The following is a 23,371-nucleotide window of genomic DNA, read 5'->3' as shown; positions in this document are numbered from 1 at the left end:
AAAGTATGTTAAAAAAGTTACTCATTTTGATTCTCCTTGGGGTTGTCGGCGCAAGTGCCTACTTATACTGGGATTATTCCAAAAAACGCACGGTCATCACCCCGTACCCATACTCTTTCCTAAACAGTTTTGATGAAAAATTCCAGAAGGACCACGCTAAGGAGATTCAGGAAGCAGAAAATGCCAAGATTCTCATTGTCGGCGATCGCATGGGAAAAACCCTAGATCCGTATACAGAAAACATTCGTTCGCAGTTTCAAGGATTGGTGAAAACACCTCCGACAATCTACAACTGGAGTGCGGATAATGAAGGGCTCTTTCGTACAATTCATAAGATAAAAATGCTTAAAAAACTTCCTCCCATCATCATTTATTTTGGAGGAACCAGTGAACTCTTTGAAAAAAAATTTGAGATCGATGACCAAAGAAAGATCCTGAAAAACTTTAAGACCTTCGATGATGAAAAACTTATCTCACTCATCATCACTTTCCCATGGGTCTCAAAAGCACTCTACCGCGATATTCATTATCAGGACCTGGGTGAATTTAAAGAGTACAAATCTAACCTGGCCGCCAATGCTAAACTGAGTGAAAAGCAACTGACTTTCAAACTTTTTGAATATGAAATCAGAGAATTTGTCGATTACATCAAAGACAAAAAAAGCAATCTGATTTTTATCACAGCTCCGCTCAATCTTGAGGCCGAACCTAAAGAAGTCTGTGCTCATGCTGAAAGCGAAGATGTCATCGGTGTCCAGCAGGAAATCGAAGCTGAACTAAAAGAAGGCGCTTATAAAATGGCCTTCCCTAAAGCACTAGAGCTCTCAGGTGTCACCTTCTCCAATGCCCGTTCATTCTATCTTCTGGGTCGCGCGGCCCAAGGGGTTGGCGATATCAAAACGGCCAGAGATGCACTGATGAAGGCCACTGTTTTTGACTGTGCAAATTGGCGAGGAAACGCTGTCTACAACGCCATCATTAAGGCCTATGCCCAGAAGAACCAGGTCAATGTTTTAGACTTTGATCAATTCATGAGTTCCAAACTCGGAGATGAAGGACTCTTTCAAGATGAAATTGTCCCGCAGAATGTTTTCTATCAAAGCATGGTCAGCGAACTTGGTGACATCTTAAAAAAGATTTTAAGTGTGAACGAAGAAGGAGTATCGAAATGAGTCTGGAGTCTGAAGGTACTGTAAAAATCAAATTGAAAAAAGATGACATTCTTTTTTTGGCCGAGGATGAAGAAAACGATCTCTTCATTATCCAGAAAGGAAAAGTCATGGTCTTCGTTCAGAAGGGATCACAGATTATCCCTGTGGCCTATCTCGGTGACGGAGAATATATTGGTGAGCTTTCTTTCTTCGATGAAGGCGCAAGAAGTGCCAGTATCATCTGCATGGAAGACACAGAGTTCGTTAAAATCCCTTACGAGGAAATGAATCAGCGCTGTCCTCCCTGGATGAAAGTCTTAGGTCAACAACTGACTAGAAAGATAAGAGAAGGAGATGAGCTGATAAGGTCAAAAGGTATCCGTAAAAAAAATGTAGAGGGCATAAAACCCCTGACAATCGAAGAGCAAACCCATTGTTTTAAGTTAGTCGATCAAAAAAAACATTCACGATCATCATAAAAAACGAGGCCATCGGTGCCACAAAAACACCGATAGTCACCTAAATGCCCAGCGAAACTTTGGCACGATACTAGCAGTATACATAGTAGAAGATGTTGAAAGGAATTCATCATCTTACTGAACGACTTTACAAGGAGGTCCTATGAAAACATTACTATCTAAAAAAGGTCTTTTAAACCTTTCTCTTTGTGTGTTTACAGTCGCTCTTCTAGCAAGCTGTTCTTCTTCGCCTTCAAGACAAATCGCTGAAGAACAAAAATCTGATGTTGCCAAAATTCAAGATGGAGAGCAGGCACCACACAAATTCCACAGCAAGAGATTTGAGAATTATAACGAAAACTATTAGCTAATAAAAAGGCCCCTTTAAAAGGGGCCTTTTTTTTAAGTGAATGTTTCGTTATGTTGTAAAGGAATTAGATAAGACCTAATTCTTTTACAGCGTCTCTTTCTCCGCGAAGCTCGTTAAGAGTCACGTTGAATTTCTCTGTTCCGAAATCGTTAAGCTTCACGCCATCTACGACTTGAAGTTTTCCGTTAACAGTTCTGCATGGGAACGAGAAGATTAGACCTTTATCGACACCGTACTGACCTTCAGAGGCCAGACACATTGAGTATGTCTCACCTGCTTTTGTTTCGTGAGTAAGGTGGTAAATTCCATCTACAACAGCATTTGCAGCTGAAGCAGCTGAAGAGAGACCGCGAGCTTTAATGATCGCAGCTCCACGCTTTTGAACAGTTTCAATGAAAGCGCCTTTTAGCCATTCCTGATCAGCGATTGCTTCGTGAGCAAATTTACCGTTGATTTTAGCATTGTAGAAATCAGGGTATTGAGTTGCTGAGTGGTTACCCCAGATCGTCATGTTTGAAACAGCAGTTACATCAACACCAGCTTTTTGTGCCAGCTGAGTTTTAGCTCTGTTTTCATCAAGAGTTGTCATTGCATAGAATCTGTCAGATGGAACACCTTTAGCTGCGTTCATCGCGATCAATGCGTTTGTGTTACATGGGTTACCAACAACGAACACTCTAACGTCTTTTGCGGCGTGTGCTGCGATTGCTTGTCCCTGAGTTGTGAAGATACCACCGTTGATCTTTAGAAGATCAGCTCTCTCCATTCCGTCTTTACGAGGAACAGATCCAACCAGGATGGCCCAGTTTACATCTTTAAATCCTACAGCGTAGTCAGATGTACATGTTACTTTTTTTAGTAGTGGGAATGCACAGTCGTCTAGCTCCATTGCTACACCTTTAAGTGCACCAAGAGCAGCTTCAAGCTCGATGAGTTGAAGTTCAACTTCTGTTTCAGGTCCAAACATTTGTCCAGATGCAATTCTGAATAACAATGCATAACCAATTTGTCCTGCAGCTCCAGTGACTGCTACTTTCACGCGGTTTTTTGCGCTCATTAGGATCTCCTCTATAGATTTTTGTGTATGAAAAAGAGTTTTAGATAGCTCTGGCATGATAACGCTAGAGAAAGCTTTGGTAAATAAAACATTTGAGCATTATGCGGATTGACTTAGATGAGTTTTTACCAATAATGTAAGCATCAACTAAGGATCAAAGAATGAGCGAGCAATCAAATAATAATTCTGGTGGAAATCAGCAGAGACCTCAAAGTAACCAAGGTGGCCAAAGCGGTCAGGGACAAAATAACAGAAGGCACAACAACCGCCGCCGCCACCGCCCAGGCGGAGGACAAGGAAACAACGCAGAGCCTCGCCAAGCAGGACAGGGCCAGCAAGGACAACAAGCAAGGCCGCAAGGTCAGCACCCTAATCGCCCTAATCAGCCTCAAGGACAGCAAGGCCAGGGTCAAGGTCAAAAAAAGAAACCAAGACCACACCACAACCGTCCACGCCCTCAAGGACAAGGCCAGCCCCAAGGGCCAGTTTCTCCTATTGAGCGCATTTATGAAAAGTATTTAAACCTGCTTGATCAGCATATTATTGCCAGAAGAAAATACCACGACCTTTTCTACAGAGCAGATCCTGCTCAAAAGGCAAAGCTCGAAAGAAATTTCTATAACACACTCAACGACATCCGCGACTTCGAAAGCAAGCTTGCGCCAGATGTGAAAGTGCTTTTTGAAAAGAGAAATAACGGTTATCAAAATGACCGCATTTATACGACTAACCACGAATTGCCGATTGAAGGTGATGTGGTTCCAGAAGACCTGCCACCAGCAGAGCCTCACCTTTTACAGTCGCAAATTAATTGTGATTATTCAGACGATACGGAAGAAAGTGTGGGAACGGCCGAAGACTATTTAAGGTATAAAAACCTATAGGACTCGGCCGGAGTTTTTTTAAATTAAAATTATAGAACTTCTACGTTTTCTAGGTCGCGAGAAGGAGCTTTTTTCGTCGCAGTTGCTTTATTGAAGTAGTTTGTCAGAGTTTCTTCGTGATCTTTAAGGATCGCAGTCTTAATCTCTTCAGCCGAGATATCTAAAACTTCTGAGATCTTCTTCATCATCTTTAGCGGCACGTTACATAATCCACGTTCTACGTTTGAAATAAACTGGCCGTTTTTATATCCAAGAAGTAATGAAAGGTCAGATTGTGAATAGCTCTTTGGATGGTTAATACGCTTTGTTCTAATCAATGCAGCGATATTTTTGAATGATCTCATAAATAATTTTCCTCCATCAGGTCGTCACTCACATGTTGTTATGTGGTACTTAATATTTTGTTTATATTCCAGAGCGAATTAATAAATTTTGAACTGTTAACTTCAAAACCTTTAGACTACCTTAACAAACTTTAAGAAAAACTTAAACAAAATTTTTGTAAAATATGCATTTTTTATTCACAGGGGTTTTTTATGCACATCGTCACATGGAATATCAATGGACTCCGCGCCGTAACTCAAAAGGGTTTTGCCAAATGGTTTGAAAAAAGTTCACCAGACATCATTGCCCTACAGGAAATAAAATCCACTCACGAGGATGTTCGGGAGATTTTGGAAGGTTGGAGCGACTTCTATGAGGTTTATTTAAACCCGGCCACCCGAAAGGGCTACTCCGGCACGGCCTTGATGATAAAAAAAGGTTCGGTACCCCCATTAAAAGTAAATATTGGTATTGGGATCGAAAAATTCGACATCGAAGGGCGTTTTATTTGGGCCGAGTACGCAGACTTCTACGTACTGACTGGCTATTTTCCCAATGGAAAGGAAGACCACTCTCGCGTCGACTATAAACTAGAATTCTCGCGTGAAGTTTTAAAGCTCGCTAAGAAACTCTCTCAAAAAAAAGGGGTTCTCATTACAGGAGACCTCAATACCGCCCATAAAGAAATCGATCTTGCTCGCCCAAAAAACAACGTCAATAGCACCGGCTTTCTTCCTCACGAGCGCGCCTTCTTAGACGAGATGGTTGAAGCAGGATTTGCTGATGCCTTCAGGCTTCATTATCCGGATAAAAAAGATGAGTATACCTGGTGGACTTACCGCGGAGGTTGTCGTGAGAAAAATATCGGGTGGAGACTCGATTACTTCTTCATTGATGAAAATATCCAAAAGCGCATGAAAAAAATTAAACATCTCCAAGATGTCATGGGAAGTGATCATTGTCCGGTGGAAATTATTTTCTAAAAACGGCTGCGCAACTGATAGGTAAGAGTCGCTTTTTTGTTTTCGTCGAATTTTACGTCGAGAACCATCGTAGTGCTCTTGCCTACTAACTTTTTGTGTTGAAGAGAAATAAACTTGCTGCGCTCTTCATCGCGACCGACAAACACAGAGGCCATTTCAGTTTTTCCCATATCAAAGTCACGCCCCAAAACCAGCGATGTTTTTGAAGTATTTTTATCGCGTCTCAATTCGGCCCTGATATGCTGGATATACCCATCAACTAAAGCAAGACTTGCAACTTGTGCGTGAGTCTGGTCTTCAACTCTTCCGGCCAGGCGATAAGCATCCTTATCATCCACACTGCTTAATCTCACTTCATAGGGAACAGCAAATGAATGCTCTGTCTCTCCGGTAATTTTTGTGCGTACATTGATCTCAACATACTTAAAACCTTCTGCATTTTGGATATCTAATCTCGCTTCATTCCCCTTCACTACAGATAGAGCTGTCCCCGCGTTCACACGAAGCCCACCGATAATCTCTTCACTCACTTCACCATCGGCAAGGTGTATGTTCTTAGGAAGATACTTATTTCTTTTTTCCAGTCGGGGCTTAAAATTCAAATTAAATTTGTCTTTACTTGCTGGCGCGGAAAAACCTGTCATTGTTTTTTCTTCAGGAAATTCCGGGCCTTCACTGATTTTCTTTTTCTTCGCTGTGACATCAGCTACTTCTTCTCCCAAAGAAGGAAGATTATAAGGATTTTTTTCTTTTTCACTCGGTCGATAATAATAGTAGCGAAACTTACCGCCGTCTTTTCCCATTACTGCTTGCACGATGATATTTTTTTGATCACCTTCACCGCGATAATAATAAATCACTTCTTCTTTATCCGGGTCTAAAACCTGAACAGTGGTGACTCCTTCAAACTTATAGGCATCCTCGGCCACCAGCTCCATTTGTCCGTCAAAGGCCGTCGGTTTTAAATCTTTTGTCACATCCATATAACGGTTGCACTTTAGAGCTCCGTCTTCTGTTCTGGTTTTCACTGTGAAATAGAGGAACTTTAAATGATTGATGTTCACCGGGATTTCATCATTGTCTTTAAGTTCCGGATTCTCTCTCATTTTCGAGAGAATATCGTTAATTGAGCGGGTCAATTTCAAATGACTTGGGCAATGACCACAGGCCGGTTTGTTATTAAACTCCTCTTCTTGAAGCTTAGTGAGTTCGCGCGTCTTTTTATCTTCATCCAGCCCCACTTTAACAATGGCCTCGGCTTCGCTGTACACTGCTGTGTTATAATTTTTTGCAGACATCCAATGATTGGCGTTATTGACCTTCGTAAAGGTATCATTGTCAAAAGCATAAGAAGTCTTCAGTAAGAAGACATAAGAGAAAAAAATTATAAAATACGCCCATTTCATAGTAATCTTCTCGGTAACATGATGACTTAAAGTAAATTCAAAATAACCAAACGTTTAAATCGGATTTCAAAATGGCAAAATTTTCTCTTACTCCTTTTAACAAAGAAAGCGCTCCTACCATCACTATCGCCAGCGAGTTCAACAACACAGAAGAATGCATCTATATAAGTTATAAGGTGCAAGGAAACCTCCCTGCCCTTGATTTAGGAACCGGCACACCAAAACATGCACGCGTGATAAAACTGTGGGAAAAAAGCTGTTTTGAGCTTTTTATTAAGAACGATAAAAACAGTTACATGGAATTTAACTTCTCACCCGACTTTGAGTGGAATGCTTTTTACTTTGAGAAAAAAGGCGACGCCTTAACTGAGTATGCCCCAATGGACAAAGTGGAATTTGATATCCTCTTGAGTATGGACGTGTTTCATCTGATCGTGAAAATTGATAAGACTAAATTTCCAGAAGGATTCTTCAAGGGAGAAATGTCGGCCGGGATTACCAGCGTGATTAAAGCGAAAAACGGTGATTTGAGTTATTGGGCCTTATCTCACGAGGATACAAGACCCAACTTCCACCATTTGGATTCGTTTAAATGTAAGTTTTAATCGAGATCGTATACTCTTTCTCAGAAACTTTACTCACAAGACCAGTCACCAGGAATTCCTGGAAACATGAAGCTGTCAGCTTCTTACCCATATCGTCCATAACGACCGAGTAAATCTTGTCATCAGTTTTGAAATCCAGACTAATTACTTTGCCTTCTTTTGAACGCTCTTTTGGTCTGATCGTTCCTGAAAGTTGAACTAATTTGTCTTTATATACGTAATAGCTTTCACGGTTAAAGCCACCAGATTCTGATTTGCCTTTTTTCCCGCTACCCTTGCCTTCTTCCCCGTCTTCGTCGTCGTCGAATGAGAAATCATCATCCCCACCCTCGTCTCCGTCGAGTTCTAGTTCTTCATCTAAGTCATCCAAATCGTCTTTAAATCCGCCCATGCGCACCTTTAGAAATTAATGTTTATCGAAAATATTACACTATCTTAGTCTAAATTTTTAAGAATGTTTCAAGGAAAATCAACATATTTGTAGGGGGAAGCCCCGAATTTCTTGCACTATTTTCTACTACCACCCGGCCAGAGAGAGTGCTATACTGGGGCATAGGCACTAATGGAGGCTCTTACCCAATGAAAACTAAACGTCTTTTATTACTAGGACTAGTTCTCTTCAACGTATCTCTGTCTTACGCACACGCTCAAGACGACGAGATGATCTTCCCAGAATCGGAAGAATCTGTTGCACCAGCTCCAGGATCGGCCTCGACTCCCCCAGTAATCATTGATGAAAGTGATTCATCGGATGTGTCTGACGTAGAAGAATACGACGGCTAAACACAATAATTAAATTCAAGTTTCTCTCAATAAAAGCATCCTTCGTGGATGCTTTTTTATTTTCATAACGCATATTCTTTATTCCCAAAGACATTTCTTTTACTAAATACCACTGGACAAACCCGCCTTAATCGCAAATATTTTATATATTATATTTTTATAATAACTTAAAAATATCAATGGGATCAGTCTTATGACGACATCAAATTCGATTGTTGAAGCAGAGATCTTAAAAGAGCTTCCAAGCTTTGAGATTTTCTTCTCGCGCATAGGTTTCAAAAGAATTGATGGAAGTGTTTTTGGTTTACTGGTTCTCGCTAAAAAACCACTCACTTCTGAAGAAATCGAACAGACATTAAATCTTTCTCAAAGTGCCGTTTCACTTTCACTAAAAACTCTCACCCACTTCGGGGCGATTGAAACAACTGGTGATAGAGATAATCAGGGCTCCAAGGCGAAACTTCATTCAGCGAAAGAAGACTCACTGGCGATTGTGGCAAGTGTGTTTAGAAAACGCGAAGAAGAAGTTGTCGCTGACTTTAAACGCATGGCCCAGAGGGTGCTGGATAAGTCCCAATCTCCTGAGGACGCCAGTAGAAAAAGAAGAATGCAGTCTATTGTGACGACTTGTGAGATCGCTGAGAGTGTCATGCATTTTGTAATCACTATGGCCCACAATAAAACGCGCGCTGAATTTGATGCTCAATATGAAGCGATGGTAAAGCGTCTGCCAAAGGCACTGGATCTTCTGGCGACGACAGCGGGACCACTTGCTGACATTACAATGACTATTAAAGATAACCTGACTGAAAAATTTAAAAATAATTTAAAGGGTATTTATGAAAAACGATAATCAGAGAATTGTGATCACTGGTATTGGATTAACTTCTCCTCTGGGAAATAACCTGGCCGAACTGCGCGAAGGACTTCTTACAGGAAAAAGTGGAATCGTTCACACGGAAATCCGCCATATGGGTGTCGTGGCCGCTGGTCTATGTAAATTTGATGAAACAAAACACCAGCCAAAAAAGATGAGAAAACGCGGGACACGCGCTGGAGCAATTTCAATCTACTGTACAAAAGAAGCATTGATTGATTCAAAAATCGATTTTGATGGCGTGGATAAAAACCGCGTTGGTGTTTATTTAGGAATCACAGAACACGGAAACGTGGAAACTGAAAATGAAATCCACGATCTTTATAATACTCATAATAAAGATGTGAGTTTTTGGTCTCACCACCACAACCCAAGAACAGTTGCCAACAACCCTGCTGGTGAAGTGACTCTTAACATGGGAATCACAGGCCCTCATTATACTATCGGCGCCGCTTGTGCCGCTGGAAACCTGGGAATCATTCAAGGAGCTCAACAGCTTCTTTTAGATGAAGTGGATTTAGCGTTTGCTGGTGGAGTTTCTGAATCGACAGAAACATTTGGGATTTTTGCTGCTTTTAAAGCCCAAGGAGCTCTTGGCCATCACGAAGACCCGGCCCTTGCCACTCGCCCACTTGATAAAGACAGAAATGGAATTGTCGTTAGTGAAGGTGGAGCTGTGTACGTACTTGAGAGACTATCAGACGCTAAAAAAAGAGGCGCTCATATCTACGCTGAAATCGTAGGATACCACTCTAACAGTGATGCTACAGATTTCGTTCTTCCCAACACTGAAAGACAAATTGAATGTATGCAGTTTGCGATGAAAAAAGCGGGTCTTGAAGCTTCTGATATCGACATCGTCAGCATGCACGCGACAGGGACAAACCAGGGAGATATCCAGGAATGTCAGGCAGTCGCTCAGGTTTTTGGAAACTCAAAAAAGACATTCGTCAACGCGACTAAAGGATTTATCGGACACGCCATGGGAGCGGCCGGGGCCCTTGAACTTGCAGGTAACATTCCATCATTTACAGATGGCTATGTTCACCCATGTAAAAAGATCGAAAACCTCGATCCAGAGTGTGCGATTCCCAACCTGGTTAACGGTGAAAAAATTGCTCATGATTCAAAATACATTTTAAATAACTCATTCGGAATGCTTGGAATTAACTCATCATTAATCATTAAGAAGTTTGCTCAATAAGGAGAGAAAATTATGTTATCAAACGCAGAAGTACGTACAAAAGTTCTAGACATCATCGCTGACATCGCTCTTGATGACGATGTAACAGGAATCAAAGACGAAGTCGCACTAAGAGAGCAACTTGACCTGGACTCAATGGACTTCCTGGACATCGTAATGGAGCTAAAAAAGCGCCACAAAATCGAAGTTCCACAAGAAGACTACCCAAGACTTGCTACAATGGCATCTTGTGTTGAGTACCTTGCTCCGAAGTTCAATCAATAATAATGAACACGACCGAAAAAGTTGATTGTGTGGTTATCGGTGCTGGAATGTCTGGTCTTGCGGCCGGCATCCGCCTTGCCATGTACAATAAAAAAGTCCTGGTTTTAGAAAAACACACAATCAGCGGTGGTCTGAATTCTTATTACGCCAGAGGAAAGCGCAAGTTTGATGTGGGTCTTCACGCCCTGACAAATTTTGTGACTCCATCTGATAGGGGAAAACCTTTTAACAAGCTGATGAAGCAGTTAAGAATCCCCTATGAAGAATTTAAACTTTCTCCACAAAACTATTCACTGATTCAGTTCCCGGATAAAAGTTTAAAATTCACCAACGAGATCAATGTCCTGATCGAAGAGATCAACCAGAAATTTCCCCAGGAAATTGACGGCTTCATCCGTTTACTTGAACACATCAAAAATTTTGATGAAGTCAATTTAAACAATGAAACCGTAATGGCCAAGACCGTGGTGAAAACATTTATTAAAAACGACTCCCTGGTTGAAATGATCTTTTGCCCCCTTCTGATTTACGGAAGTGCCTGGGAAAACGACATGGACTTCTCTCAGTTTGTTATCATGTTTAAGAGCATTTTCCTCGAAGGCTTTTCTCGCCCGGAAGGTGGAGTGCGCACGATTATTGACCTGTTGTTAAAAAAACTATCTGATGTCGGCGGAGAATTGCGCTTTAAATCGGAAGTGACAAGAATCATCAGCCACGGGGGGCGTATTGTCGGGGTTGAGATCAATCACAATCAAATTATTGAATGTGATCAGATTTTATCCAGCATGGGTCTTCCTGAGACTTATGGTGTCGTCAGTGAGTTTGAAAGCTTAAATCACCCGGCCGTGGGAAAACTTTCCTTCTGTGAAAGTATTCTTGTAACAGATAAAAAGCCGCGCGACTTGGGTGTCGATGCGACGATTATTTTCTACAACAACCGCCCAGAGTATTTATACCAAAAACCCCAGACTCTTTTTGACCGCGAAAGTGCGGTGGTGTGTTTCCCGAATAATTTTAAATACGACAATTACCAGGATGATTATCCTGAAGGTGTTTTACGAATCACCAATATCGCCAACTTTGATCTTTGGAATGAATTAAAATCAGCTGAAGATAAAACGCTTTATAAAGAACAAAAAGAACTCCTGTGTGAAAACGCAAAAGGGATTCTAAAAAATTGTGGAATCAATCCAGACTACCAGATTCTTTTTAAAGATATTTTTACACCGACGACGATCAAGCGCTACACTCAGCACTTTGAAGGAACGGTGTACGGCTCGACAGACAAATCAAGAAACGGAAAAACTCTGATTGATGGTCTTTACATTTGTGGAACTGACCAGGGCTTTTTAGGAATCGTGGGCTCTATGCTCTCAGGTATCTCAATGGCAAACCTCCATGTTCTACAAGGGGATTTAAAATGAAATTTAACAATGTCGTGATTCATAGTTTTGGTTACGACTTATCAGAAAACGAGTTTACCTCTGCCGCAATCGAGCAGAGACTCTCACCTATTTATGAAAAATTAAAACTTCCGGAAGGCAGACTGGAACTCATGACCGGAATTTCGGCCAGAAGACAATGGGCCCCGGGAACAAAACCAAGTGATCTTTCAACAGCTGCAGCACGCGCTTGTTTAAAGAACTCACAAATTAAAGCAGAAGAGATCGACCTTTTAATTCACGCTTCTGTTTGCCGCGATTTTTTAGAGCCGGCCACGGCTTCTGTTGTTCACGCCAATCTTGGACTTTCTCCAAAAGCGATGATCTTTGACTTATCCAACGCCTGCCTTGGTGTGATTAACGCCATTGTTGTTGCTGGAAATATGATTGAGTCAGGACAAATTAAAACAGCACTGATTGTTTCAGGTGAAAATGGCGGGCCATTACTTGAAAGCACGATTAATGAGCTTTTAACGAATCCATCTATTGATAGAAAAAATATTAAGAAGTATATCGCGAACCTGACAATCGGTTCAGCGGCGACGGCCTTCTTAATCACCCACAAAGACCTCTCTCCAGATTCTCCCCGCGTTTTAGGGGGAGCTGTCATGACGGACTCAAGTGCCAATCACCTCTGTCGTGGAGATGGAAACACTCACTCGCTGGTGATGGAAACAGACTCTGAAGAACTTTTAAAATACGGCATCGCCCTTGGCAAAGACACTTGGATGCTTGCTAAAAATAATCTTTCATGGACCAACTCAGATGTTGATTTCGTTCTCACTCACCAGGTGGGAAGTGCCCATGAGAAACTTTCCCTTGAATCTCTCGAACTCAATAAAACAAACACATTTAGAACGTATCCTTTTTTAGGCAATACGGGCTCAAGTGCTCTGCCTATTACTCTTATGATGGCCCATGAAAAAGGACTCATCAAAAAAGGCGACAACATCGCCCTTCTAGGAATTGGCTCAGGACTCTCTTCAATTATGTTAGGTGTAAAATGGTAACAATTCCTCAAGAACTAAAAAACGAATATCCTTTTTCTGCACATTTTTTAGATGTAAAAAATGAAAAACTTCACTACGTCGATGAAGGACAAGGGGAAGTCATCCTGATGCTGCATGGGAATCCGACATGGTCGTTTTTCTATCGCAATCTAGCGAAACATTTTTCAAAAAACTTTCGCGTCGTTGTTCCCGATCATATCGGCTGTGGTCTTTCGACTAAACCTCAGGACTACGAGTACACTCTTCAAAACCATATTGATAATACGATTGCTCTTGTTAAAAAACTTGGCCTAAAAGATATCACTCTCGTGGTTCACGACTGGGGTGGTGCTATTGGTATGGGTGTGGCGACTGCTCATCCAGAACTGATTAAAAAGATGGTCGTTATGAACACGGCAGCTTTTAGATCCCTTGAAATCCCAATGAGAATTAACATTCTAAGAAACCCGGTGGGCGAATGGTTCATCAGGACTTTTAATGGATTCGCAGGGCCTGCCACAACGATGGCCGTGACAAAGAAGCTCTCTCCTATCGTTAAAAAAGGATTTGTTCTTCCTTACGATTCATTTGAATCAAGAATTGCGACGGCAAAATTCGTCCGCGATATCCCCATGAATGAAGTTCACCCGACTTATAAAACACTTTCGGGAATCGAAGACAAACTTAAAAACCTAAAAGTTCCGGTTCTTCTTCTTTGGGGAGAAAAGGATTTTTGCTTCACTATGAATTTTCAAAAACGCTGGCTGGATTTTTTCCCGAATGCCAAAGTTAAGACTTACCCGGATGCAGGCCACTACCTGGTGGAAGATAAAACCAGCGACGTGATCGCCGAAATTGAAACGTTCTTAAAAAATTAAAACTATGAACATCGCCGAACGCTTAAGTCAAAATGCCAAACTTCACCCCGATAAACTGGCGGTGAAGTTTCCCAAATTTAATAAAAAAACCAAAAAATACGATTATGAGGCCCTGACATTTAGAGAGCTCGATATCAGGTCGAATAAATTTGCCACTTCTTTGCAGAAGATGGGCCTTAAAAAAGGCGACCGCACTCTGCTCTTCTTAAGACCGAGCCTGGATTTTTCGGCCATGACATTTGCTCTTTTTAAGCTGGGAGTTGTTCCGGTTTTTATCGATCCGGGCATGGGAAGAGAAAACCTTTTAAAGTGTATTAAAGACTGCGCACCAGTGGCGCTGATTGCAGAAAAAGAAGTGCACTTTGCAAGGCTCATTTTTAGAAAGACTTTCAAGTCTATCAAATTTAATGTCACAAATGGAAAGCGTGCTTGGGGAAAAATGCAAAAAATCTCCAAGATGAAAGAAGAAAAGGTGCAAACCTTTAAGATGGAAAGTTTTGCTCCTGAAGATACAGCAGCGATTCTTTTTACTTCGGGTGGAACTGGTGCTCCTAAAGGTGTCGTCTACTCGCATTTTATTTTTGATCAACAAACCAGCATCTTAAAAAACCTATATGGGCTGACAGAAAATGATGTGGACCTTCCAGGGTTTCCCTTGTTCTCGCTTTTTACTATCGCCATGGGAATGACAAGCTGTATTCCAGACATGGACCCGAGTAAACCGGGACAGTGTAATCCGGCAAAGCTTTATCAAAATATCATCGATAATAAACCGACTTTTGTCGCCGGCTCTCCGGCCATCTGGGAGCGCGTGGCCGACTACTGTCTGGATCAGGGACTGACTCTACCAAGTATTAAATACGTGGTGATGTTTGGGGCCCCTGTCTCTGTTCTTATTCACCGCAAGTTTAAAGGGCTTCTACCGAATGGGACGACTTACACTCCTTATGGAGCGACTGAAGCTCTTCCAGTTTCAAATATCAGCGGTGATTTTATTTTAAAACAAACAGCTCACCTGACAGAAAACGGAAAAGGCACTTGTATTGGTGAAGTTGCTCCGGGATCAGAAGTTAAAATTATTGCGATCACTGATCAGACGATTGAAAAACTATCAGATGCTAAAATTTTAGGAACAAACACTGTGGGAGAAATTATTGTTTCCGGCCCGACAGTGACCAAAGAGTACCTGGATCTTCCGGAAAAAACCCGTGAGGCCAAAATCTATGAAGGTGACAAAATCTGGCACCGCATGGGCGACATGGGATTTTTAGATGAAAAAAACCAGCTGTGGTTTTTAGGACGAAAAGCTCACCGAGTGGAGACGCAGGAAGGGCTTATGACTCCGATTCCCGCTGAAGCTATTTTTAACAAACACCCGGCCGTAAGACGTTCGGCCCTTGTAGGTCTAGGAGTTCGCGGTAAACAAACTCCGGCCATTGTAATCGAAAGAAAAGACGGGCAATTCCTCTCTGGAAAAGAGAGATCAATCTTTGAAAGCGAGCTTCTTTCTCTGGCAAAAAAATTCCCGCACACGTCGATGATTCAAAAGATTTATTTAAGTAAACACTTTCCGGTCGATGTCCGCCACAATATCAAAATTGACCGCAAGAAATTAAAAGAAGAGATTGAGTCCCATGAAATCAACTAAGGTTTTAGTCACCGGTGCCGGTGGTTTTCTAGGAAGCTATATCGTGCGAGATCTCAAAGAGCGCGGTTATGAAGTTTATAGTTTCTCGAGAAAAAAATATAAAAACCTGGACGATTTAGGCGTTATCCAAAGACAAGGCGACCTGGGAAACTACGACGATGTCGAGGCAGCCTTAGAAGGAATCGATGCCGTTATCCACACCGCTTCTCAAGTGGGAATGTGGGGGCGCTATGATGATTTTTATAAAACCAATGTGACGGGAACGGACAACATTATCCGCGCTTGTCACAAGCACCATATTAAAAAATGCGTTTATACCAGCACACCGAGTGTGGCCTTTGGAGAAGAAAGTCTTAAAGGTGTTGATGAGTCTATTGGTTATCCTGAACGCTATCTTTCAATCTATGCCGAAACGAAGGCCATCGCTGAAAAGAAAGTACTTATGGCAAACAATGGTATTCTTTCCACTGTTGCTCTTCGTCCGCATTTAATTTTTGGACCTGGGGACTTAAACCTGGTTCCTCGAGTGGTAGAAGCCGCCCGTGCCGGTCGATTAAAGATTGTGGGCGACGGTGAAAACTTAGTCGATGTCACTTATGTTGAAAATGCTTCCCTGGCCCATGTCATGGCCCTAGAAAAACTCGAAGCAAACTCTCCTATTGCCGGTAAAGCTTATTTCCTGGGTCAAGGCCCAATTAAGCTATGGGACTTCACTAATGAGCTTTTAGTGCGCTCAAAACTTCCGCCCATCACTAAGAAGGTTCCTTTTAGAATCGCTTATACAGTCGGCCTTATGATTGAGATGGGGCTTAAGCTCGTAGGAAAATACGACATCCACCCGCCGATGACGAGGTTTGTGGCCCTGCAATTAGGAAAATCCCATTACTACAATCACCACAATCTTGAGCACGATTTAGGGTTTAAACCTAAATACTCTATTGAAGAAGGTCTTGATAAACTTTTTTCTTAAATTCTACTGGTCAACAACAACTGACGATGGTGCTCTTAAGTTCTCCACACGCATATAGTGGTCAACTGCTCCCAACCCTTTAAACGCTCCTTCGTGGAAGCTGGTTGTGAAAGCACGGCCATCAGCTGTGTTGGCATCAAATGTACCAAAGAAGAACACATTCGTTAAACCAAACAGGTTGTAGAAGTGAACTTTGCTATAAGAGTTATTCACAATATTTGTCGATAAGTTCTTAAGCGGCCAAAGAGGAACATTTACCCATTCTGTCGCCGGAAGTTTATTGACATCGGCCAGGCAGTTTTTAATGAAAGCTCTTCTTTTACTTGGGAAGAAAATGTATTTTAAAGATTTCTTCTCACAACGATCAATTTCATCACTTGAAACTTTATCGTGAGTTAAGTCTTTCATGTAATCAATATAATCATTCTGAAGATTCTTGCGGCAGTTATCAAACAAGTTTCTAAAATTGATGAAACTGTTTTTTGGGTACTCATCACACAATCCATCGAAATGATCAAAGACGGTGTTAACACCCAATGTATTCAAGTAGCGGATACCATCGATGTTGACCTGGTATTTTCCTTCAATGTGGAAAGGGGCCACAAGATGCTCACTTTCAATCATACTGATGGCCAGTGGGTCTACACCTGAATATCTCTCAAGAATAAATTTCGCACGCTCACGGTATTTTTTCCCAGAGAAACCTTTTGTCTTTTGTGTTTTAAAGTCTGAAGTAAAAGTCATCGAGAGCTTTTGTTCATTCGATGCTCTTTCTCCAACATAAAGGTCTTCACGCCCTTCAAGCAGGTTTCTGGTTGCATCGTACTCAATAGTGACTTTTTTTGTATCGCTGGCCAGTTTTGTCGCAGAAACATCCGAATTTGTAATCGCATAGATTAAGCTTGCAAATAAACGCGAAAGAAAATCTTCCGTATACTTCATTTTCTCATAATAATGACGGAAGAACGTTTTTACTCGTCCTTCTTTCGTGATTTCGATTTGCTGTGTTTTAGAACTCTTTTGAGCTCCTAAAAGAAGGAAGTTGTATTTGTGAGACACTGCTTGAGACACTTTCTTTTCTTCAGAAATAATGTAAGGAGCAAGGGTATCTAAATCCCCTTCGCGGTTTTTCAAGATCTGAGTCAACTCCATCGCCACCGGGCTTTGAGTGTCCATTTCCATTAAATCCATTTGTGGGATGTTTAAGTAAACTTTATAGCTTGATTGCATTTCGTAGTTAAAGTCATACGAAAGCAGAGTCATTCTTAGAATCTTAAGGAAGTCGGCCTGGATAGCGAGGTTAAAACCAGCAGAGGCCACTTTTGTTTTTTCAGAACTTACCTGGATGTTTGAATTTCCAAGTGAAACCACTTCTACTCTTGTTAAGCGCTCAAACCTCGCCAGAACTCCGGCCATACCAGTGACACCGGTATAAAGAGGAGCTGAAACAAGCCCTCCTGCTTTTACAGAAATAGAGTCTTCTTTGAAGATCATTTCATTGGCATCAAGTTTAGCAACGTTAGAAAAAGTTAAAGCATTAAAAGGCATGAACAGTTTTTCAAAATGCCCCATTAATCCATCGTTATATGAATTAGCGTAGTGAACCCATGTGAACTTTCTTTTAAAGACAACTCCGGCAAAGGCCGCGAAGTTTTGTTCTGTCATATCAATCGCACCTGAGTCGCGCAGGCTTCCTAAAACTTTAGAAGCGTCGATATCAACAGTGAATGTATCTGTTACGATCCATCTCTTGTCATCAAAAAGATCCGGTGCCAGGTTTCTATCCACACTGACTCCGAAATTGATAAATGGCTTTTTATAAGAAAACCCGATACTGTTGAGACCACCAGTAATGGAAAGAGCATTGCCTGCCAGAACTTTGGCAGCTTCTCTTTTTCCGATATTTTCATACTCAAGATTAAATTCGTTGGCGATTTGTTGATAAAGATCCGCTTCTCCACCACCGATTGTATCCAATCCGCTTCCGGTAGAACTCGCGATATCTTTGTTCAATGTCAGGTAATTAAAATCTTCCTGGGCCAGTGCAAACTGACTCATCAGAAGAAACGTTAATGTAGCGATGAATTTGATTTTCATGACAGGCCCCATCCACTACGTGACATTGTATAGAGGCTCTTCGGTGTTCCCTAGATAAAACTTGACCATTTTAATTGTGTATATTTAGCGTCCACCAGCTCCCTGTAAAAGTGCCCAGAATTGTTCTCACGAGAAGTGTTTTTCACATAAAACTCAAGAAAATTAGTCAGGATTCCGATAGGACTCGCAAACTTGGGCGTCTTCGGGCATTATTCTTAAATTATGCGATTAAAGATATTTATTCTTTCTACTATGCTTATCACTCTCATCAGCGGTGTGCTCTTCTATAAAAACCTCACACAGATTGAACCGGGAAAGAGTGTTTTACGCTTTGATTTCGATGAACTGCGCTCTATTGACTCTCAGGTGGCCAACACCGCCTTCTATCTTCGAAAAAATTTAACGGCCGATAGTTCTGAGCTTTCAGATGAAATCCTTAGAATCAATGAATTACTCGGGCTCATTAACGACATCAATCGCAGCACACCTGAACTTACTGAGTCTGTAAAAAAAATCAGGTCACATTTTGAATTGAGAGTTAAGCAGTTACAAAACTTTGAAAAGGCCCGTGCAGAATTAAGAGACAGTTCTTCGGCCCTTCTTCCCGCTTACAATGAATTAGAAAAAAAGAATATCAAGTACACTCTTGATAAAAGAGATTTCTACCGCGAATGCATCTTAGACGCTTACATGTTCATTGCTTCATCTCATAAAGAAAATGAGATGCGCTTATTAGAAGACCAGAAAATCCTGGGGCAAATCATTAGCTTTGCCAATACAACTAACGAAGACCTGGTGAAATACCAAAAGCATCTGGATACAATTCATAAAAGAGTTAAAGAGATCGATGTGATCTTAAAGGGTGTTAAAGAAGTAAATATCTCTGCTGAAATGAAGATCATCGCCAAATACTATCAAGAGAGCGTGCAGGCCCAAAATGAGCAGACGGAAAACATCCTGAAGTTCACCATCGCGGCCATCGGGATTTATCTCATTTTCATGATTTTTATTCTGAGAAAGTCTTAGGTTCTTTTCGCGTAGGCCTCAACTACTTTTTCATCGAAGTAGTTGGCGCCCATACCTGCATCCACCACCATATTTGAAGCATTAACTCCACTTGAGGCCGGGCTCATAAGAAACGCCACCGTGTTTGCCACTTCTTGTGTCTCTAAAGCAACATGTCTCATCGTCAGCTGTTCAGCATAAAGATAGTTGTCGATATAACCTGGGATTCCAGCTGAAGCTGAAGTTTTAAGAGGTCCTGAGCAAACAGCATTAAAGCGCACTTTTGTATCGCTTGAAAAAGACTTCGCGAGGTATGCGACAGTCGCATCTAATGAAGCTTTAATCGGCCCCATATAACCATAGTTAGTCGCACGCGTGCTTGAAATAGAAATAGTCACCACTGAAGCGTCAAGGGCCAATACCGGCTTAATGGCGTTAGACATCGCCACCAGTGAGAAACATGAAATGTTTGAAGCCTGAAGATAATCGGCAAGCTTTGTTTCGTGAAAAGGCTTCATTCCTTCTGAGTAATTGGCAAAAGCAATGGAGTGAAGGAATCCATGAAGAGTGACTTTGTCATCTTGGAGTTTTCTTCCAAGATCTGTGATGCTCGCTTCATTTTCAACGTCGAGAATAAAAACTTTTTTACCAGGAAAAAGTTTTTCCACCTTTTCTTTGGCATCTGCATTTTGAACAGTAAAAATCAGGTCTGCTCCATTTTCTTCCAGCGTTTTTGCTGAAAAATAGGCCACCGATTTTTTATTGGCCACACCAGTGATTAAAAATGTTTTATTTTCTAATTTTAAAAAGCTCATAGTTTTCCTTAAACGCTGGCAACAGCAAACTCGATCACTAAAACAGTTTTCCCATCAACCTTCGTTGTGCCCTTCATGTAATGAGCATTAGAAATTGATTCTGTTAATTCAACATCCATCACTAGTTCATCTCCAGGACGAACCATATTTTTAAATTTGGCGTTTTGTACTCTCGTCACAACACCCAATCCCCCGCCTGCACGTCCTGCCATTAAAGCAGCACCTGACTGAAAAAGAGCTTCCTGTAAAAGCACTCCCGGCATAATAGGATTGCCTGGAAAGTGGCCTTTAAAAAAGTCTTCATTCCCGGTTAATTTTAAAGTCGTCGTGATTTTACTTTCTGATCTATCGATAATTTTATCGACGAATAAAAAAGGAGGTCTTTGTGGAATTAAGTCCAGGATATCCGGGTGAGTGTTCATTAAAGTCCTCCAGAAATCTCAAGGCTTGCTCCCGTGATGTAGCTGGCTTCACGGCTTGCTAAGAATAAAACGGCACTTGCCACTTCTTCAACGCGACCAAAGCGCTTCATCGGAACATCTTTCATGTATTCTTTTCTTTGCTCTTCTGGAAGATCGGCCAGAAGTTCAGTGTCGATAAATCCCGGGCACACGTTATTGACTGTGATCCCACGTTTAGCGACTTCTTTTGAAAGTGATTTTGAAATGGCAATCTGTCCTGCTTTTGAAGCAGCATAGTTTGCTTGCCCTGGAAGACCAAGTGATCCACCAATAGACGACATGTTAACAATGCGCCCGTAACGGTTTTTCATAAATTGAAGAACTGCGTGCTTACTCATCAGGAATGTTCCTGTTAAGTTTGTATTAATCACATCATTCCATTCAGTCATCGACATCGTCGCTGTTAACTGATCTTTTCTAATTCCAGAGTTGTTGATTAACACTTCAATTTTTGGAAATGTATTTTCGATGTATTTAAAAAACTCTACAACTGCCGCTTCATCGCGAACGTCACATTTTTTCACTTGCAGTTTCTCACCGAAAGTTGAGTTTTCTTCTTTCATTTTTCTTGCCGCTTCATCGTTGCCGGCATAAGTCGCGATAACGGTCGCTCCATTTTTTAAAAAGGCCTCAGTGATCCCACGTCCAATTCCACGCGTTCCACCAGTGACAATAACCGTTTGGTCTTTAAAATCCATAACACTTCCTTAAGTCTATTTTGTGCAGGGATTTTAGCCTGAGAAAGTTTTAAGCTCCACTTGCCCTGTGTCATATAGGTGTTAGAAAATGGATGTTTTCTTTAGTTTGCAGACCCTAATAGAGTTCCTACATTTAAAATGGAGAGCTTTTTCCTTGGAGGAATGAATGAAAACACTAGGACTTTTAATCGCGCTTTTTTCAAGCATCAGCGCCTTTGCCACAACTGGGACTGTAGAATCTTATTTCTCACCTTCGGCCGATAAACACGACAAGGTCGTTCACTTGTATCTACAAAATAACTGCTACCAGGAAGTCATGGTGGCCACTCGCTCACAAAACCCTAATGGGGTTTGGGAGACAAAAGGTTACATGCGCCTTTTTCCGGGGCAAGTGATCCCGAATGGAGACATGGTCAACAATATCTATTACCTCAATGCATTCACGATTGATGGAAGAGTGAGATGGGAAGGCGAACATCAGTTTGAAATCCACTCTCGCCCGGTAAGAGCGCTTCTGGTTGAACTGCCAAAAGAATACGGTGGGAACTGGACGACAGTTCTTTATTGCTACTAAAGCTTCTCTAATTTTGTAAGGTAGTTGTCGACTTCGTGGGCCTGAATGACTCCGTAGTTGGCAGCTCCCAGCCACCCCGACATAATAATGCCCACAGAACCTGCGTGGAAAAGCCCAGGAAGTTCTTTGTGCATATTCATCGAGACATCTAAACCTTCAAATTTTGTCCCGAAGCTTGCGCCCCTTTCATGAAGTGTATAGCGTTCAACTGTTAACGGAGTGGCCGCATCGACGTAATCGATTTTCTCGCGGATACCTGGAAGAATTTTTTCTAATCCTGATAGCGCTTTCTCAATCAAGTAAGCTTTCTGCTTCTCATACTCTTCTTCAGAAAGATTTTTCCAATCTTCATAACGGGCATTAGAGCTTGAAACAATAGCGTACTTTGGATCGAGGTGCGGTCTCATTTCCGGATAGTATAAAGAGAAAGTCTGGCTTCCTACTTTGGGAGAAAGAATCAGATCTGTTGAGAAATCTTTATCTTCTGAAGTAAAAATCAAATCACCGATAAAAGGGATACTCTCCCCTTGTTTTAGTCCCATGTAGACCTGACAAGAAGAAGTGTTCAGTCTCACTTCATCAGACTTTTTTACAAACTCAGGTGAGAAGTGTTCACGTCCAACCATTTTATTAACGGTGCTTTTTAAGTTTGAATTCGACACTACGGCCTTAGAATTAATTCTGTGGCCTTTAACTTCCACTCCAACCGCTTTGCCTTGCTCAATCACAATTCTATCTACGCGGGCCTGAAGTTGGATATCGACGCCATTTTTAAGCATCTCTTCCTTCATCATCCCAATCATCGTGTCAGTTCCACCGTGAAAGATATAAACACCTTTACTCATGAAGTTTGAGAAAACGATCCCATAACTAATCGCCGGGTCTTCCAAGTTAGATCCGTTGGCGTAGACGATCGGCTCTAATAAAAAGCGTGTAATGTCTGAGCGCCCCGGGAAGTATTTTTCAAACAACTCTCCGTTAGTCATCTTTGAGTTGTCGTAGAAATTCATATTGGCAAGTTCTTCAAAGAAACCAATGACGGTTTCTTCTTTCACACCGAATTTTTCGATGAGAACTTTAATGAAGTGCTCTTTTGTAAAATCTGTTTCCACTTCAAATTGTGGATTGATATAACGGACAGATTTTAACTGGTGAATGCGATCAGCGATGTCCTTGCTCCAGTACTTGCGGCAAGTTTTAATCATTCCCACAGGGAAGCCGTGAAGAGAGACATCAAAAATATGTGAGCCGTCTTTTCTTTTAAACCACGTGGCAAATCCACCAAGCTTATTGTGAGACTCTAGTAGTAAAACAGAACGTCCATCGCGGGCCATTTTATTAGCGAGGGTCATGCCGGCAAGGCCTGACCCAATAACGATGACATCGTAATTTTTTTCGATTTTATCTTTTGAAGAATACTGCATGCTT

At 41.5% G+C, this 23,371-nt stretch carries 26 protein-coding genes; 17 read left to right on the top strand and 9 right to left on the bottom strand.

From position 1 onward, the window contains the following. Positions 1-5 precede the first annotated feature (5 nt). From AC6JA8_RS08650 to AC6JA8_RS08640, 3 genes are all read left to right on the top strand, one after another. Complete coding sequence (locus AC6JA8_RS08650) at positions 6-1,172, top strand: hypothetical protein (RefSeq protein ID WP_497976703.1); 1,167 nt, start codon at positions 6-8, stop codon at positions 1,170-1,172. Further along, complete coding sequence (locus AC6JA8_RS08645; protein ID WP_497976702.1) at positions 1,169-1,630, top strand: Crp/Fnr family transcriptional regulator; 462 nt, start codon at positions 1,169-1,171, stop codon at positions 1,628-1,630. The genes AC6JA8_RS08650 and AC6JA8_RS08645 overlap by 4 nt, the downstream gene beginning before the upstream one ends. Positions 1,631-1,772: 142 nt before the next feature. Then, positions 1,773-1,976, top strand: coding sequence for a hypothetical protein (locus AC6JA8_RS08640; protein ID WP_497976701.1), 204 nt, complete (start codon positions 1,773-1,775; stop codon positions 1,974-1,976). Between the two features lie 67 nt (positions 1,977-2,043). On the opposite strand, the gene AC6JA8_RS08635 is transcribed toward AC6JA8_RS08640, so the two are convergent. Then, positions 2,044-3,036, bottom strand: coding sequence for a malate dehydrogenase (locus tag AC6JA8_RS08635; RefSeq protein ID WP_497976700.1), 993 nt, complete (start codon positions 3,034-3,036; stop codon positions 2,044-2,046). 161 nt (positions 3,037-3,197) lie between these two features. On the opposite strand from AC6JA8_RS08635, the gene AC6JA8_RS08630 reads away from it, so the two are divergent. After that, positions 3,198-3,920, top strand: a complete 723-nt coding sequence (locus AC6JA8_RS08630; protein ID WP_497976699.1) for a hypothetical protein — start codon at positions 3,198-3,200, stop codon at positions 3,918-3,920. A 29-nt stretch (positions 3,921-3,949) separates the two neighbouring features. Here AC6JA8_RS08630 and AC6JA8_RS08625 read toward each other — a convergent pair whose 3' ends face one another. Then, the gene (locus AC6JA8_RS08625; protein WP_102243432.1) at positions 3,950-4,264 is read right to left on the bottom strand and encodes a helix-turn-helix domain-containing protein; all 315 of its coding nucleotides are present in this window, start codon (positions 4,262-4,264) and stop codon (positions 3,950-3,952) included. Positions 4,265-4,456: 192 nt separating this feature from the next. Here AC6JA8_RS08625 and AC6JA8_RS08620 point away from each other — a divergent pair, with 192 nt between their 5' ends. Next, positions 4,457-5,227, top strand: a complete 771-nt coding sequence (locus AC6JA8_RS08620) for an exodeoxyribonuclease III (RefSeq protein ID WP_497976698.1) — start codon at positions 4,457-4,459, stop codon at positions 5,225-5,227. Here the strand turns inward: AC6JA8_RS08620 and AC6JA8_RS08615 are convergent. Beyond that, positions 5,224-6,525 (bottom strand): hypothetical protein, encoded by a 1,302-nt coding sequence (locus AC6JA8_RS08615; RefSeq protein WP_497976697.1) that lies wholly within the window; start codon positions 6,523-6,525, stop codon positions 5,224-5,226. The two genes, AC6JA8_RS08620 and AC6JA8_RS08615, sit on opposite strands and share 4 nt — an antisense overlap. A 179-nt stretch (positions 6,526-6,704) precedes the next feature. Between AC6JA8_RS08615 and AC6JA8_RS08610 the strand changes: the two genes are divergently transcribed. Beyond that, a complete protein-coding gene (locus AC6JA8_RS08610; RefSeq protein ID WP_497976696.1) occupies positions 6,705-7,238 on the top strand; it encodes a DOMON domain-containing protein in 534 nt (177 codons plus the stop codon). Here the strand turns inward: AC6JA8_RS08610 and AC6JA8_RS08605 are convergent. After that, positions 7,222-7,629 (bottom strand): hypothetical protein, encoded by a 408-nt coding sequence (locus AC6JA8_RS08605; RefSeq protein WP_491635179.1) that lies wholly within the window; start codon positions 7,627-7,629, stop codon positions 7,222-7,224. The genes AC6JA8_RS08610 and AC6JA8_RS08605 overlap by 17 nt on opposite strands. A 188-nt stretch (positions 7,630-7,817) precedes the next feature. Here AC6JA8_RS08605 and AC6JA8_RS08600 point away from each other — a divergent pair, with 188 nt between their 5' ends. The 9 genes from AC6JA8_RS08600 (at position 7,818) to AC6JA8_RS08560 (ending at position 16,293) form a co-directional block, all read left to right on the top strand. Further along, positions 7,818-8,021: a hypothetical protein gene (locus tag AC6JA8_RS08600; RefSeq protein WP_497976695.1), complete on the top strand. Its 204-nt coding sequence runs from the start codon at positions 7,818-7,820 to the stop codon at positions 8,019-8,021. Positions 8,022-8,214: 193 nt separating this feature from the next. Further along, a complete protein-coding gene (locus AC6JA8_RS08595; RefSeq protein ID WP_102243427.1) occupies positions 8,215-8,874 on the top strand; it encodes a GbsR/MarR family transcriptional regulator in 660 nt (219 codons plus the stop codon). Then, a complete protein-coding gene (locus tag AC6JA8_RS08590) occupies positions 8,861-10,102 on the top strand; it encodes a beta-ketoacyl-[acyl-carrier-protein] synthase family protein (protein WP_497976694.1) in 1,242 nt (413 codons plus the stop codon). The genes AC6JA8_RS08595 and AC6JA8_RS08590 overlap by 14 nt, the downstream gene beginning before the upstream one ends. Positions 10,103-10,114: 12 nt before the next feature. Then, positions 10,115-10,366 (top strand): acyl carrier protein, encoded by a 252-nt coding sequence (locus tag AC6JA8_RS08585; RefSeq protein WP_102243425.1) that lies wholly within the window; start codon positions 10,115-10,117, stop codon positions 10,364-10,366. A 2-nt stretch (positions 10,367-10,368) separates the two neighbouring features. Continuing rightward, positions 10,369-11,790, top strand: a complete 1,422-nt coding sequence (locus tag AC6JA8_RS08580) for a phytoene desaturase family protein (protein WP_497976693.1) — start codon at positions 10,369-10,371, stop codon at positions 11,788-11,790. Continuing rightward, positions 11,787-12,818: a 3-oxoacyl-ACP synthase III gene (locus AC6JA8_RS08575; protein WP_497976692.1), complete on the top strand. Its 1,032-nt coding sequence runs from the start codon at positions 11,787-11,789 to the stop codon at positions 12,816-12,818. Before AC6JA8_RS08580 ends, AC6JA8_RS08575 begins: the two co-directional genes overlap by 4 nt. Beyond that, a complete protein-coding gene (locus tag AC6JA8_RS08570) occupies positions 12,812-13,675 on the top strand; it encodes an alpha/beta fold hydrolase (protein WP_497976691.1) in 864 nt (287 codons plus the stop codon). Before AC6JA8_RS08575 ends, AC6JA8_RS08570 begins: the two co-directional genes overlap by 7 nt. 4 nt (positions 13,676-13,679) lie before the next feature. Further along, positions 13,680-15,323 carry a fatty acid CoA ligase family protein gene (locus AC6JA8_RS08565; protein WP_497976690.1) on the top strand — a complete coding sequence of 548 codons (1,644 nt, stop codon included), beginning with the start codon at positions 13,680-13,682 and terminating at the stop codon, positions 15,321-15,323. After that, a complete protein-coding gene (locus AC6JA8_RS08560) occupies positions 15,310-16,293 on the top strand; it encodes an NAD-dependent epimerase/dehydratase family protein (protein ID WP_497976689.1) in 984 nt (327 codons plus the stop codon). The genes AC6JA8_RS08565 and AC6JA8_RS08560 overlap by 14 nt, the downstream gene beginning before the upstream one ends. Before the next feature lie 3 nt (positions 16,294-16,296). Here the strand turns inward: AC6JA8_RS08560 and AC6JA8_RS08555 are convergent, their stop codons facing one another. Beyond that, positions 16,297-18,390 carry a hypothetical protein gene (locus AC6JA8_RS08555; protein WP_497976688.1) on the bottom strand — a complete coding sequence of 698 codons (2,094 nt, stop codon included), beginning with the start codon at positions 18,388-18,390 and terminating at the stop codon, positions 16,297-16,299. A gap of 252 nt (positions 18,391-18,642) precedes the next feature. Between AC6JA8_RS08555 and AC6JA8_RS08550 the strand changes: the two genes are divergently transcribed. Continuing rightward, complete coding sequence (locus AC6JA8_RS08550; RefSeq protein ID WP_497976687.1) at positions 18,643-19,416, top strand: hypothetical protein; 774 nt, start codon at positions 18,643-18,645, stop codon at positions 19,414-19,416. Here the strand turns inward: AC6JA8_RS08550 and AC6JA8_RS08545 are convergent. Genes AC6JA8_RS08545 through fabG form a run of 3 tightly spaced genes read right to left on the bottom strand, consistent with a single transcriptional unit; the run spans position 19,413 to position 21,369 of the window. Then, positions 19,413-20,210 carry an enoyl-ACP reductase FabI gene (locus AC6JA8_RS08545; RefSeq protein WP_497976686.1) on the bottom strand — a complete coding sequence of 266 codons (798 nt, stop codon included), beginning with the start codon at positions 20,208-20,210 and terminating at the stop codon, positions 19,413-19,415. The two genes, AC6JA8_RS08550 and AC6JA8_RS08545, sit on opposite strands and share 4 nt — an antisense overlap. 8 nt (positions 20,211-20,218) lie before the next feature. Further along, positions 20,219-20,632: a 3-hydroxyacyl-ACP dehydratase FabZ gene (gene fabZ, locus AC6JA8_RS08540; RefSeq protein WP_497976685.1), complete on the bottom strand. Its 414-nt coding sequence runs from the start codon at positions 20,630-20,632 to the stop codon at positions 20,219-20,221. Then, a complete protein-coding gene (gene fabG / locus AC6JA8_RS08535; RefSeq protein ID WP_497976684.1) occupies positions 20,632-21,369 on the bottom strand; it encodes a 3-oxoacyl-ACP reductase FabG in 738 nt (245 codons plus the stop codon). Before fabG ends, fabZ begins: the two co-directional genes overlap by 1 nt. A gap of 166 nt (positions 21,370-21,535) precedes the next feature. Here fabG and AC6JA8_RS08530 point away from each other — a divergent pair, with 166 nt between their 5' ends. Continuing rightward, positions 21,536-21,943, top strand: coding sequence for a DUF1036 domain-containing protein (locus AC6JA8_RS08530; protein WP_497976683.1), 408 nt, complete (start codon positions 21,536-21,538; stop codon positions 21,941-21,943). On the opposite strand, the gene AC6JA8_RS08525 is transcribed toward AC6JA8_RS08530, so the two are convergent. Beyond that, on the bottom strand, positions 21,940-23,367 hold the full coding sequence (locus tag AC6JA8_RS08525) for a phytoene desaturase family protein (protein WP_497976682.1): 1,428 nt from the start codon (positions 23,365-23,367) through the stop codon (positions 21,940-21,942). The two genes, AC6JA8_RS08530 and AC6JA8_RS08525, sit on opposite strands and share 4 nt — an antisense overlap. Between the last annotated feature and the right edge of the window lie 4 nt (positions 23,368-23,371).

The sequence above is a fragment of the Bacteriovorax sp. HI3 genome, assembly GCF_059738875.1.
The sequence above is the reverse complement of the archived record's forward strand: the minus strand, read 5'-3'. Positions and strand labels throughout refer to the sequence as shown.